We start from the raw sequence: 12,248 nt of genomic DNA on the forward strand, positions 1-12,248 counted from the left end.
CAACCTCCTGGAATCCAGGGTGTTGCGAGGACCGCTAGAACCCGCTCGCGGGAGGGGGCCGTCGTCGTGCAGCGGACGGGTCAGGGCTGGCGTTGTGGTCACGACACGCCGCGTGCCCTGCGCACGTGGCGGCGTGTCGTGACCACTTTCTCCGCCGGGCGCCTCGGTGAGGACTGCGGCGACGCGGCGGGCGGGTCAGCCGGCCGGCGTCGCGTGCCGCGTCACGATGGTGTGGACCAGGCGCGCCGCCGACTTCGCGGTGCGGCCGTCCACGTCCAGGGAGGGGTTGAGCTCGACGACGTCGGCCAGCACGAGCTTCTCGGAGCGGGTCGCCTCGAGCACGCACGCATGGATGACCTCGTACGGCACGCCGAAGCCCGCCGGGGCGCTCACGCCCGGGGCGACGGCGGCCGGCAGGACGTCCAGGTCGATCGTCAGGTAGAGCACGTCCACCTCGCGGACGAACTCCCGCACGAACCGCAGCACGTTGGGCAGGTCCGCGGTCTGGGACTGCTCGTCCGTGAGCCAGCGGGCGCCGAGCTCCCGGGCCGTGTCGAACAGGACGCGGGTGTTGTTGGCCTCCGAGATGCCCACCACCGCGTAGCGCAGCTCGCGGCCGGCGGCCTCCTCGGCGCGCGCGGCCTGCAGGAACGGGGTGCCGGAGCTGGGCCGGGGGGCCTCGCGCAGGTCGAAGTGGGCGTCCAGGTTCAGGATGCCGATCCGGGTGTCCGGGCCCACACGGCGCGAGCGCGCCAGGCCCGAGTAGGAGGCGTAGGCGGTCTCGTGGCCGCCGCCGAGCACCACCGTCAGGGTGTGCCCGTCCAGCAGGGCCGCCACCCGGCCCGCCAGCTCCTCCTGGCCGCCCTCGAGCTCGCCGGGGGCGTCCTCGTTGCCGCGCTCCACGACGACGTCGCCCGCGTCCACGAGCGCGCCCGTCCCGTCCACGAAGGCCAGGGAGGACAGGGCGCCGCGCAGGGCGGCCGGGCCCTCGACGGCGCCGACGCGCCCGGCGTTGCGGCGCACGCCCTCGTCGGAGGCGAAGCCGACCACGGCCGTGGAGCGGCCGGGGGCGGCGTCGTCGGCGTCGGCGGGGCGGACCGCCTGGTGCCAGCGCAGGTGCTCGGAGGAGGTGCCGTCCACGCGGCCGGACCAGCCGCTGACAGGGGAGGAGGGGTGATCGGAGGTCATGGGTCCATCCCACATCGCGCGTCAGGGGGGTGCAACTCGGTCGCCGACGCGTCCGACCTCCGCTCTCCGTCAGAACCGCGTCGGACGGTTCAGGTTCTGACGGATGACTCAGGCCGTGTCGGCCGCGGGGCAGGACCGGTCCTGCACAGGCAGTCACCGCCCCCCGGTCGTCCACCACCACAGCGCCGCGGCTCCTGGCCCGCGCGTCGTCGGTGCACGCTCGTGACATGAGCCCCGTCACCACCGCCGAGAGCCTCGCTCATCCGAGACTGCACACCGGACGCGGCCCCCTGCTGCGCATGCCCCCTGATGCCGGGTCCACACTCGAACGGGCCGTCCGACGGGCCTGGGAGAAGGGGGACCTCCTCCGCCTCACCCGCGGCGTGTACCTCCCGGTGTCCGTCTGGGCCGCCGTGCCCCCGTGGGACCGGTACGCGCTGTCGGTCGCCGCGGTCGCTCTGACCAGGCCGACGGCGGTGTTCACCGGAACGACCGCCGCCCACCTCCACGGACTCCCCCTGCCCGACACCCCCGACGCCGTGTTCATCCGCGCCGCCACACGCGGCCACCCGGGCCGGTCTCCCCTCGCTCGACGCCCGACGTCACCCGGCGTCGGGGAGGGCGTCCCCGTGCCGCCGTCGCTCGCCCACACGTGGAACCGGCCGACCGTCCCGGGCGCACGGGCACAGCAGGTGCGGATCCGCACCGCCGCGGGCGACGACCTGGGCTCAGCGGTGGCCGACCCCCTCGTCACGGTCCACCTGCAGCTCGCCGCCTCCCTGCCGCTGCGCGAGAGCATCATCCCCCTCGACCGTCTTGCACGGATCTCTCCCGGCCCGAGCGGCATCTGGGCGCGGGACCACGGTGGGCTGCCGAAGGGGAGGCGCGCGCAGGAGCGGTTCCAGCGGGCGTGCGCCTTCGTGGACCCGCGGTCGGAATCCCCGGGGGAGTCGCTGAGCCGCGTCCTGATCCATGAGCTGGGGTTCGTGCCGCCCGTGCCGCAGTGGAACGTGCACGCCGGGGACGGGGCGTTCGTGGGACGGGTCGACTTCTGGTGGCCGGACGTGCAGGTGGCCGGTGAGTTCGACGGGATCACCAAGTACGACGTCCAGATGCACGACTCCGAGGAGGAACGCCGGCGCGCCATCCGGCACGAGAAGGAGCGTGAGGTGCGCCTGCGTCGCGTGGTCCGGGATCTGGGCCGGTGGACGTGGGCGGACCTGCGCTCGCCTGCCCGGCTCGAGGCCGAGCTGGTGCGGGTCGGAGTGCCGCGGCGCTGACAGGCCCGTCCTTCGCAGCCTGGTCTCTCCGTCAGAACCGTGGCTGGCGGCTCAGGTCCAGACGGAGAGACCAGGTCCCGGGGATGGGCTCAGCGGTCCAGCGGCTGGCGCTTGGAGGAGATGACGCCGGTGTTGAACCCGGCCAGGTTCAGGCCGCCGTGGAAGCGGGCGTGCTCGATCTTCACGCACCGGTCCATCACCACGTCCATGCCGTACGACTCGGCCAGGGCCGCGGCGTCCTCGTTCCAGATGCCCAGCTGCAGCCACACCGCCTTCGCGCCCGCCGCGTGGGCGTCCTCCACCACCCCGGGGGCGTCCGAGGCCTTGCGGAAGACCTCCACGAGGTCCGGGACCACGGGCAGGTCCTCGAGCGAGGCGTACACCCGGTGGCCCAGGATCTCCTTGCCGGCCTCGGCGAGCACGGGGTTCACGAAGTACACGTCGAACGTGGTGGAGCTCAGCAGGTACGTGGCGACGAAGTAGGAGGCGCGCTCGGGCTTGTCCGAGGCGCCCACGATCGCGATGGACCGCGTGCGGCGCAGCAGCGCCAGCCGCTCGGGGGCGCCGGGTCCGGTCCAGGTGCGCTCGGGCAGGGGGGTGCTCATCGCTGGTCCTCCTTCGCGGGGGCGGGGGCGGCGTCGTCGGCCGGGGCGGGATCGCCGTCGCGGGTGCGGCCCGTGGCGGCGGTGAGGGCCTGGTCCAGGTCCCACAGGATGTCCTCGGCGTCCTCGATGCCCACCGAGATGCGGATCAGGTCCGCCGGCACGCCGCCGGCCACGAGCTGCTCGGCCGTGAGCTGCTGGTGCGTGGTGGAGGCCGGGTGCAGCACGAGGGTCTTCGCGTCGCCGATGTTCGCCAGGTGGGAGGCCAGCCGCAGCGCGGAGATGAAGGCGGCACCGGCGGCGCGCCCGTCGCCGTCCTCGCCGGGGGCCACGCCGAAGCTGAACACCGAGCCGACGCCGAGGGGCAGCAGCTCCTGCGCCCGTGCGTGGTGCGGGTGGTCCGGCAGACCCGCGTAGCGCACCCAGGCCACGCGCGGGTCCTCGTCCAGCCACCGCGCCACGGCCTGGGCGTTGGCCAGGTGGGCGTCCATGCGCTGGGCCAGGGTCTCCACGCCGATCATCAGCTGGAACGCCGACTGCGGGGCCAGGGACGGGCCGAAGTCGCGCAGCTGCTCCGAGCGGAGCTTGGTGAGGAAGCCGTACTCGCCGAAGTTGCCCCACCAGGACACGCCGCCGTAGGAGGGCACCGGCTCCGTCATGGAGGGGAACCTCCCGTTGTCCCACGGGAACCGGCCGGACTCGACGACGACGCCGCCCAGCGTGGTGCCGTGGCCGCCGAGGAACTTCGTGGCCGAGTGGATCACGATGTCCGCGCCGTGCTCGATCGGGCGGATCAGGTACGGGGGCGTGAGGGTCGCGTCCACCACGAGCGGCACGCCGTGGCGGTGCGCGACGTCGGCCAGCCCGGGCAGGTCCACGACGTCGCCGGACGGGTTCGCCACGATCTCCGTGTACACGGCCTTCGTGTTCTCCTGGACGGCGGCCTCGAAGTCCGCCGCCTCCGTGGAGTCCACGAACGTGGTCTCCACCCCGAACCGGCGCAGGGACACGTCCAGCTGGGTGATGGTGCCGCCGTAGAGCTTGGACGAGGCCACGATGTGGTCCCCGGCCTGGCACAGGGCGGCGAAGGTGATGAACTCTGCGGCCATGCCCGAGGCGGTGGCCACCGCGCCGATGCCGCCCTCGAGCGTGGCGATGCGCTCCTCGAACGCCGCCACCGTGGGGTTGCCGATGCGGCTGTAGATGTTGCCGTACTTCTGCAGTGCGAACAGGTTGGCCGCGTCGTCCGCGGACTCGAACACGAAGGAGCTGGTCTGGTGGATCGGCACGGCGCGGGAGCCGTGCACGGCGTCCGGCACGGCGCCCGCGTGGAGGGCCTTCGTGCGGAAGCCGACCTCGTGGTCTGCCAGGGGGGTCCTTTGGGTGGGGGCCGGCGGAGGGGGGGCGGGGGGCGCGGGGGCCGCCGTCGTCGGGGTCCATTCTCCGGTCCGGGCGCTGCGCGGGCGGAGTCGCGGACGACACCCGGCGTCACGCTGGGGCGGCCGGGACGCGCCGCCCCCCTCTCCAACGCGGGTCGACTTGTCGGGGGCGTCCGGGCGGATGGCCCGTCACGACTCAACCGAAACCGCAGGGGGGTCGGGGTCAGGGGGTCCGGTCGACCGGCACCAGCTCCACCTCCGTCAGCGCCCCGTCCCGCGCGACGGCCCGCATCAGCGTGCACACGGGCTGGCGGCGCCGGTCCGTGCAGGAGCCCGGGTTGAGCAGCCGCAGGCCGGGGTTCGCGGTCTCCGGGCCGGCCACGGTGTCCCACGGGATGTGGCTGTGTCCGAACACCAGCACGTCCACGTCGTCGAACGCCGCCGCCATGCGCCGTTCGCGTCCGGCGGCCGCTCCGGTCTCGTGGGTCATGGCGATCCGCACGCCGCCGAGCTCCACGCGCGCGACCTCCGGCAGTCGCTCCCGCAGGGCGGGCCCGTCGTTGTTGCCCCACACGCCCACCACGCGGGCGGCCCGCGCCTCGAGCTCGTCCAGGACGGCCTCGTCCACCCAGTCGCCGGCATGGAGCACGACGTCGGCCCGCGCCACCTCCTCCCACACCTGGGCGGGCAGGGCGCGCGCCTTCTTCGGGATGTGGGTGTCGGCGATCAACAGCAGGCGGACGGGGCCGGCGGCGGGGGAGCTCATACCCTCATGGTGGCACCGGTCGCCGGGTCGCCGCCCCGCTCCCGCGCACCTCCGGGCTCTCGGACACCGGGCCCGCACATGGCCCGCATAGGGTGGGAGGGTGAGCCGCTCCGACCCCAGCCCCGCACCCCTGTCTCCCGACCCGCACGCCGCCGTCCTCCGCGCGGGCCGTGGGCGCTCCTGGCTGCCGCTGCTGGCCGCGGCGTTGCTCAACCTCGGCCTCATCCTGGCGGCCTGGCTTGCGCTGCCCGCCCTGCCGGAGCAGGTCCCGACCCACTGGGGCGCGGACGGCCGCCCGGATGGATGGGCCGCGACGAGCCTCGGCACGGTCGCCCTGGGGCCGATCATCCTGCTCGGCACCTGCGCCCTCATGGCGCTGGCGGCCGGGGCGGTGCGGATGATGGCGGGCCCCCGGCAGGCGAGCGCGTGGCAGCGCTTCGGGCAGGAGGGCATCGCGCGCGGGGCCACCGCCCTGCTCGGGTGGACCCTGCTCCCCACCACGGTCCTCGCGGGGGTGGGCACCGCCTCCGTGCTCACCCGCGGCGACGGGGCGACGGCGTGGTGGGTCATGCCGCTGCTGCTGACGGTGGCCCTGGCCGTCGCCCTCCTCGGGATCGGCCCGATCATGCGGCGGGAGCAGCGCCGGATGGCAGAGCGCGCGGCCGCCGTCGGCGTGCGTCCCACGCCCGAGGAGGCCTCGGAGGACGCCCGTTGGACGCCGTCGGGCCTGATGGACGACCCCGAGGTGGCGGACGTGTTCGTGTCCAAGCGGGAGGGCTACGGCACGGGGGTGACCGTCAACGTGGGCACCCGCGCCGGGCGCCTGCTGGTCAACGGGTTCGTCCTGGTGTTCGCGGTCGGCCTCCCGCTGGTGTCCTGGGTCAGCGCCTACCCCGCCCGCTGACCGCCTCGCGGGCGCCCGGCCCGGGACCCGTGCCGGGGACCGGGCGCTCGCGGGCGGTCCACACGGCGGCCGCGCAGGCGACGATCACCAGGGCCATCCCCACCAGGTCCGCGCCGCCGAGCCGCTGGCCGCGCACGGCCCACGCGGTGAGGGCGGCGGCCACGGGGGACAGGCAGGTCAGCAGGGAGAACAGCGCGGTGGGCATGCGCCGCAGCACCTGCATCTCGATCCCGTACGGGACGGCCGTGGACAGCAGTGCCACCGCCAGGCCCACCGCCAGCACCACGGGGGAGAGCAGCGCCGCGCCCGCCGTCCCCGCGCCGACGGGCACGGCCAGCAGGGACCCGGCCGCCGTCGCCAGGGCCAGGCCCTGCACGCCGGGCAGGTGGGTGCCCGCGCGTCGGGACATCACGATGTACCCGGCCCAGCACGCCGCCGCCCCCAGAGCGAGCGCCACGCCCACCGGGTCCAGGCCCGCGCCGTGGATCCCGCCGGCCGCGGAGAACCCGTCCCGGCCCAGCACCGCGATCCCGGCCAGGGCGATCGCCGCCCAGAGCCCCGATCGCCAGGAGGGCCGCGCGAGCACGGACAGCGCCAGCGGCCCGAGCACCTCGAACGTCACCGCCACGCCCTGGGGGATGCGGGCGAAGGCCTCGTAGATCATCAGGTTCATGCCGGTCATCGCCGCCCCCAGCCCGACGACGGCGGCCCACCCCGGTCGGCCCAGTCCGGCCAGCGCGGCACGGGTGGGCCGGGTGACCAGCAGGAGCACCACGGCGGAGAAGGCGATGCGCAGCGCGACCATGCCGGCCGAGCCGACGTCGTCGAACAGCAGGCCCGCCACCGAGGCGCCCAGCTGCTGGCTCAGCAGGGAGACGAGGACGAGCAGGACCAGGGGCACGGCCTCAGCCCGCCGGGGGCACGTCCGGCGTGCCCGCCGGGGTCGGCGCCGGGGCGTCCGGTGCCGCGGGCCGGCGGACCCGGAGCGTGCCGACCACGGCCACGAGGAAGATCGCCGCGCCGGTCAGGAACGCGGTGTGCACGCCCTGCATGGTGGCCTCGGCCCGGTCGGCCCCCGCGTCCAGGCCGGCGGCGGTGCCCACGGTCAGCAGGGTGATGAACACGGCGGTGCCCGTGGCGGCGGACACCTGCTGGAGGGTGGAGAGCAGGGCGGAGCCGTGGGGGTACTGGGGGCGGTCCAGGGCGCCCAGCGCGGAGGTCATCAGCGGGCCGAACAGCAGGGCCAGCCCCGCGGACAGCGTCACGTGCAGGCCCACCACCAGGCCGGCCGTCGTCGTCGGGCCCAGGAGCAGCGCGTACCCCCACAGGCCCGCGGCGGCCAGCGCGGCGCCGGGGAGCACGAGCGGGCGGGGGCCCACCCGGTCGTAGGCGCGGCCGGCCAGGTAGCCCAGGGCCGCCATGACCAGGCCGCCGGGCAGCAGGGCCAGGCCCGTGGCCTGGGCGTCCCAGCCCAGCACGGACTGCAGGTAGATGGGCAGCAGGATGAGCGTGCCGAACAGCGCCATCATCCCCACGAGCAGCACCGCCAGGGGCACGGTGTACCCGGGGCGGGCGAGGACCCGCAGGTCCAGGAGGGCGCCGTCGCCCAGCCGCAGCTGGCGGGCGGCGAACACGGCCAGCAGCACCGCGCCGACGGCGATCGGCAGGGCCGGCGGCAGCGGCGCGTGGCCGGCGGCGGCCTCGCCGATCGAGGACAGGCCGAACACGAGCGCGGCGAACCCGGCGGCGGAGAGCAGGCCCGAGGCGACGTCGAGGGGCACCCGGCGCCGCTCCGTCACGTCCCGGACCCACAGCGATCCCGCCACGAGGGCGGCCAGGGCGATCGGCGCCACCGTGCCGAACATCCACCGCCATGTCAGGTGCTCGAGGATCACCCCGCCCACGGTGGGCCCGGCGGCCGGGGCCACGGAGATGACCACGGAGATCAGGCCCATGGTGGTGCCGCGCCGGGCCAGGGGGACCACGTTCATCACGGTGGTCATCAGCAGCGGCATCATCAGCGCGGTGCCCACGGCCTGGACCACGCGCCCGGCGATCAGCAGGGGGAACACGGGGGCCAGGCCCGCCAGGACGTTGCCCGCCAGGAAGGTGGACATCGCCAGGACGAACACGCCCCGCAGGGGCAGGCGGGTGAGCAGCCAGCCCGTGAACGGGATGACCACCGCCATGGTCAGCATGAACCCGGTGGTCAGCCACTGGGCGGTGGCGGCCGTGACGGAGAACTCCGCCATGAGCGTGGGCAGGGCCACGGACATGATGGTCTCGTTGAGGATCACCACGAACGCGGCGGCCACCAGCAGGAACAGCAGTCGGCCGGTGCCCGGGGGCAGGGGCGGGGCGACGAGGGGAGGGGACGGCGGGCGGCCGGCGTCGTGGGCGCGGCTCACGCGGCGGCGCGGATCAGGGAGAGCTCGAACTCCAGCGTGATGCGCTCGGCGATCAGGACGCCTCCCGAGTCCAGGGGGGTGTTCCACTCGAGGCCCCACTGGCGGCGGTCCACGCGGCGCGAGCCCTCGAGGCCGGCGCGGGTGAGGCCGAACGGGTCCACGTCCACCCCGATCAGCTCGAGCGGCACGATCACCTCGTGGGTGACCCCGCGCAGGGTGAGGTCCCCGACCACCAGGAAGCTCCAGTCACCGCGCTCCACGATCGAGGTGGAGCGGAACGTGATGTCCGGGTGGGCGGAGACGTCGAAGAAGTCGCGGGAGCGCAGGTGCTCGTCCCGGTCCTCGTTGCGGGTGTCGATGCTCTCGGCCTTGGCCGTGACCGTCACGTGCGAGTGCTCCAGGCCCCGCGGGTCGATCACCAGGGTGCCGGCGACGTCGTTGAACGCCCCGCGCACCTTCGTCACCATCGCGTGACGCGCCGAGAAGCCGACGCGGGTGTGCTCCGGATCCAGGGTCCACGTTCCGGCGAGATCGGCCAGTGACGTCATGGGTTCCTCCGTGGATCGCGTGCGGACGGGAGCGGTCCGGGCCCCGGACCGCCTGGTCCTCGATGCTACTGGACGCCCCTGGGCGGGACCCGGGGACGGGACAGGGGGCCGGCGGACCGTCCCCGCGCCGGGTCGGGGCCGCCGTGGCAGAGTGGGCCCACGACCGGCCCGCACCCACCGCCAGGAGGCCCGCATGACCCGTCCCGCCACCCCCGGCCGACCGCCCCGCCCGCAGACCGTGCTCACGGTGAAGGCGGCCCGCCGCCTCACCCCGCACCTGGTGCGCCTGACGCTCGGCGGGGATGGGTTCGAGGCCTTCCGCGGGCGGTGGGCGGAGAAGGGCGCCACGGACCAGTACCTCAAGCTGCTCTTCGCGGACCCCGCACTCGGGCTCGAGCCGCCCTACGACATGGACGCCCTGCGCGAGCGCCTGCCGCCCGAGCAGATGCCGGTGACCCGCACCTACACGGTGCGGTCCGTGGACGAGGCGGCGGGCACGGTGGACGTGGACTTTGTGGTCCACGGAGCGGAGGGCGACGACGACGCCGGCCTCGCCGGCCCGTGGGCTGCCTCCCTGCCGGTGGGGCAGCAGGTGGCGTTCCACGGCCCCGGCGGCATGTACCGCCCGGACCCCGAGGCGGACTGGCACCTGCTGGCCGGCGACGAGTCCGCGCTCCCGGCGATCGCGGCGGCCCTCGAGGACCTGGCCGCGACCGCCCCGGCGGCGGTCGGCGTCGCGCTGGTGGAGGTGGCCGGCCCGGAGGACGAGCTGGACCTGACGGCCCCGGCCGGCGTCGAGGTGCGGTGGCTGCACCGCGGCGGCCCGTTCACCCCGGAGACCTCGCTGTTCGCGGCCGCGCTCGAGGGGCTGGACTGGCGGGAGGGCCGCGTGCAGGTGTTCGTCCACGGCGAGCGCGAGCAGGTCAAGCGGGCGCGGGCCCACCTGACGGACGTGCGCGGGATCGATCGCCGTGCGCTCTCGGTATCCGCGTATTGGGCGCACGGCCGCGCCGAGGACGCGTTCCAGGCGGAGAAGCGCACGCCGGTCGGGCAGATCTTCGACGACGGCGCCACCGGGGGCTGAGCCGCCCGGGCGGCTCCCGGAGTGTCAGCGGAAGCGCCCCGAGGGTCCCCGTTGCGTCAGCGAAAGCGCCTGGGGGTCAGCCGCGGCGGGCGGCCATGACGTCGGCGATCTGCGCGATGCACGGCTCGTTCTGCAGGCTCGTGGTGTCCCCGAGCGCGGTGCCCTGGTGCAGCTGCGTGAGCAGGCGGCGCATGATCTTGCCGGAGCGGGTCTTGGGCACGTCCGGGACGAACACCACCTCGGCCGGCTTGGCCACCGGGCCGATGACGCGGCCCACGTGGGCGCGCAGCTCCTGGGCCCGCTCGGCGGCCGCCGCGTCGTGGGCGCCGGCGAGCCAGCGCTCGTGGGCCACCACGAAGGCGACGGCGGCGTGGCCGGTCGTCGGGTCCGGCACCGGGCACACGCCCGCCTCGATCACCTCGGGGTGGGACACCAGCGCGGACTCGATCTCGATGGTGGACAGGCGGTGCCCGGAGATGTTGATGACGTCGTCGATGCGTCCCAGGATCCACACGTCCCCGTCCGCGTCCCGCTTGGCGCCGTCGCCGGCCAGGAACCAGCCCTGCTCCGCGTGGTCCTCCCAGTAGGAGTGGAAGAACCGCTCCGGGTTCCCCCACACGGTGCGCGCCATCGACGGCGAGGTGCGGGTGACCACGATCCTGCCCTGCACGTCCGTGGGGACGGGTGCGCCGTCGTCGTCGACGACGGCCACGTCCAGCCCCGGCAGGGGGCGGGAGCCGCAGCCGGGCTTGAACACGGTGTCCGTGGGGCGGGGGGAGATCACGGTGGAGCCGGTCTCGGACTGCCACCAGGTGTCCACCATGGGCACGCCCGCGGAGCCGTCGCGCGGGTCGCCGGGGCCGAGGGCGTCGCGGCCGATCTGGGTGCGCGCCCACGCCCAGGCCTCCGGGTTCACGGCCTCGCCCACGGTGCCGATCAGGCGGATCGAGGACAGGTCCGGGCCGCCGTCGGCGGTGGCGGGGATGCCGTCCGGGTGCCAGCCCATGAGGGAGCGGATCAGCGTGGGGGCCGTGTAGTAGCTGGTCACCCCGTAGCGCTCGATCACCTCGAAGTGCCGGCCCGGGTGCGGGGCGTTGGGCACGCCCTCGTAGATCACCTGGGTGACGCCGTTGGAGAGCGGCCCGTAGATCTCGTAGGTGTGCGCGGTGACCCAGGCCAGGTCCGCGGTGCACCAGTGCACGTCCCTCTCCCGCCGCGTCACGTCCGGGTGCGAGAAGAGGAGGTCGTGCGTCCAGGAGGCGGCGGCCAGGTACCCGGCCGAGGTGTGCACCAGGCCCTTGGGCTGGCCCGTGGTGCCGGAGGTGTACATGACGAACAGGGGGTGCTCGGCGTCGAACGACGGCGCCTCATGCGTCTCCGGCTGGCGGTCCACGACGTCGTGCCACCACACGTCCCGCCCCTCGGTCCACGGGATGTCCCGGTGGCCGGTGCGGTCCAGCACCAGGACGTGCTCGATCGCGTTGTCCCCGGACACCGCCTCGTCCGCGTTCGCCTTCACCGGCACGGCCTTCCCGCGGCGGAACTGGCCGTCCGTGGTGACCAGCAGCTTCGCGCCGGTGTCCTCGACCCGGAAGCGCAGCGCGTCCGCGGAGAACCCGCCGAACACCAGGGAGTGCACGGCGCCGATGCGCGCGCAGGCCAGCGCGATCACCACGGTCTCCACGAGCACGGGCAGGTAGACGACGACGCGGTCCCCGGCTCGGATGCCCAGCTCCTCCAGGGCGTTCGCGGCCCGGCAGACCTCCGCCAGCAGCTGGGCGTAGGTGACGGCGCGGCGGTCCCCGGGCTCGCCCTCGAAGTACAGGGCCACCTTCTCCCCGCGGCCGGCCGCGACGTGCCGGTCCACGCAGTTCGCCGCCACGTTGAGCTTCCCGTCCGCGAACCAGCGGATCTCCGGTCCGCGCTCGGCGGCCGGGTCCGCCGGCGCGATGTCCTGCACGGACGTGAAGTCCTCGTCCCAGCTCAGGCGCCGCCCCACGGCCTCCCAGAAGGCGAGGCGGTCCGCCTCGGCGACCTCCGCGCCGTCGCCGCGGCCGCCGTGCGGCACGCCCGCCGGCCGGCCCGGGTG

General features: G+C 75.0%; 11 protein-coding genes. 3 read left to right on the forward strand and 8 right to left on the reverse strand.

Features of this window, described 5'->3' with window-relative positions; translation table 11 throughout:
- Positions 1-195 precede the first annotated feature (195 nt).
- Positions 196-1,188: a formimidoylglutamase gene (gene hutG / locus Q4D18_RS08890; protein WP_303127459.1), complete on the reverse strand. Its 993-nt coding sequence runs from the start codon at positions 1,186-1,188 to the stop codon at positions 196-198.
- Positions 1,189-1,415: 227 nt separating this feature from the next.
- On the opposite strand from hutG, the gene Q4D18_RS08895 reads away from it, so the two are divergent.
- Complete coding sequence (locus Q4D18_RS08895; RefSeq protein ID WP_303127461.1) at positions 1,416-2,468, forward strand: hypothetical protein; 1,053 nt, start codon at positions 1,416-1,418, stop codon at positions 2,466-2,468.
- 89 nt (positions 2,469-2,557) lie between these two features.
- Here the strand turns inward: Q4D18_RS08895 and Q4D18_RS08900 are convergent, their stop codons facing one another.
- The 3 genes from Q4D18_RS08900 to Q4D18_RS08910 form a co-directional block, all read right to left on the reverse strand.
- Complete coding sequence (locus Q4D18_RS08900; RefSeq protein ID WP_303127463.1) at positions 2,558-3,073, reverse strand: CoA-binding protein; 516 nt, start codon at positions 3,071-3,073, stop codon at positions 2,558-2,560.
- Positions 3,070-4,440 carry an O-acetylhomoserine aminocarboxypropyltransferase/cysteine synthase family protein gene (locus Q4D18_RS08905; RefSeq protein ID WP_303127477.1) on the reverse strand — a complete coding sequence of 457 codons (1,371 nt, stop codon included), beginning with the start codon at positions 4,438-4,440 and terminating at the stop codon, positions 3,070-3,072. The genes Q4D18_RS08900 and Q4D18_RS08905 overlap by 4 nt, the downstream gene beginning before the upstream one ends.
- A gap of 232 nt (positions 4,441-4,672) precedes the next feature.
- Complete coding sequence (locus Q4D18_RS08910; RefSeq protein WP_303127465.1) at positions 4,673-5,215, reverse strand: metallophosphoesterase; 543 nt, start codon at positions 5,213-5,215, stop codon at positions 4,673-4,675.
- Positions 5,216-5,315: 100 nt separating this feature from the next.
- On the opposite strand from Q4D18_RS08910, the gene Q4D18_RS08915 reads away from it, so the two are divergent.
- Positions 5,316-6,119 carry a DUF1648 domain-containing protein gene (locus Q4D18_RS08915; RefSeq protein ID WP_303127467.1) on the forward strand — a complete coding sequence of 268 codons (804 nt, stop codon included), beginning with the start codon at positions 5,316-5,318 and terminating at the stop codon, positions 6,117-6,119.
- Here Q4D18_RS08915 and Q4D18_RS08920 read toward each other — a convergent pair.
- From Q4D18_RS08920 to Q4D18_RS08930, 3 genes are read right to left on the reverse strand one after another with little or no spacing between them, the layout of a single operon-like run.
- Complete coding sequence (locus tag Q4D18_RS08920; RefSeq protein ID WP_303127469.1) at positions 6,097-7,020, reverse strand: DMT family transporter; 924 nt, start codon at positions 7,018-7,020, stop codon at positions 6,097-6,099. The two genes, Q4D18_RS08915 and Q4D18_RS08920, sit on opposite strands and share 23 nt — an antisense overlap.
- Positions 7,021-7,024: 4 nt before the next feature.
- Positions 7,025-8,527 (reverse strand): MDR family MFS transporter, encoded by a 1,503-nt coding sequence (locus Q4D18_RS08925; RefSeq protein WP_303127470.1) that lies wholly within the window; start codon positions 8,525-8,527, stop codon positions 7,025-7,027.
- A complete protein-coding gene (locus tag Q4D18_RS08930) occupies positions 8,524-9,075 on the reverse strand; it encodes a YceI family protein (protein ID WP_303127471.1) in 552 nt (183 codons plus the stop codon). Before Q4D18_RS08930 ends, Q4D18_RS08925 begins: the two co-directional genes overlap by 4 nt.
- A gap of 193 nt (positions 9,076-9,268) precedes the next feature.
- On the opposite strand from Q4D18_RS08930, the gene Q4D18_RS08935 reads away from it, so the two are divergent.
- Positions 9,269-10,159, forward strand: a complete 891-nt coding sequence (locus Q4D18_RS08935; RefSeq protein ID WP_303127473.1) for a siderophore-interacting protein — start codon at positions 9,269-9,271, stop codon at positions 10,157-10,159.
- Between the two features lie 76 nt (positions 10,160-10,235).
- Here the strand turns inward: Q4D18_RS08935 and acs are convergent.
- On the reverse strand, positions 10,236-12,248 hold a 2,013-nt coding region (acs, locus tag Q4D18_RS08940), incomplete at its 5' end, for an acetate--CoA ligase (RefSeq protein WP_303127475.1).

The sequence above is a fragment of the Micrococcus sp. genome (assembly GCF_030523875.1).
In the GTDB taxonomy this organism is placed as follows: Bacteria; Actinomycetota; Actinomycetes; order Actinomycetales; family Micrococcaceae; genus Micrococcus.

Coding starts and splice junctions, on each gene's coding strand:
- hutG (WP_303127459.1), bottom strand. CDS start 1,188: ATGACCTCCGATCACCCCTCCTCCCCTGTCAGCGGCTGGTCCGGCCGC.
- Q4D18_RS08895 (WP_303127461.1), top strand. CDS start 1,416: ATGAGCCCCGTCACCACCGCCGAGAGCCTCGCTCATCCGAGACTGCAC.
- Q4D18_RS08900 (WP_303127463.1), bottom strand. CDS start 3,073: ATGAGCACCCCCCTGCCCGAGCGCACCTGGACCGGACCCGGCGCCCCC.
- Q4D18_RS08910 (WP_303127465.1), bottom strand. CDS start 5,215: ATGAGCTCCCCCGCCGCCGGCCCCGTCCGCCTGCTGTTGATCGCCGAC.
- Q4D18_RS08930 (WP_303127471.1), bottom strand. CDS start 9,075: ATGACGTCACTGGCCGATCTCGCCGGAACGTGGACCCTGGATCCGGAG.
- Q4D18_RS08935 (WP_303127473.1), top strand. CDS start 9,269: ATGACCCGTCCCGCCACCCCCGGCCGACCGCCCCGCCCGCAGACCGTG.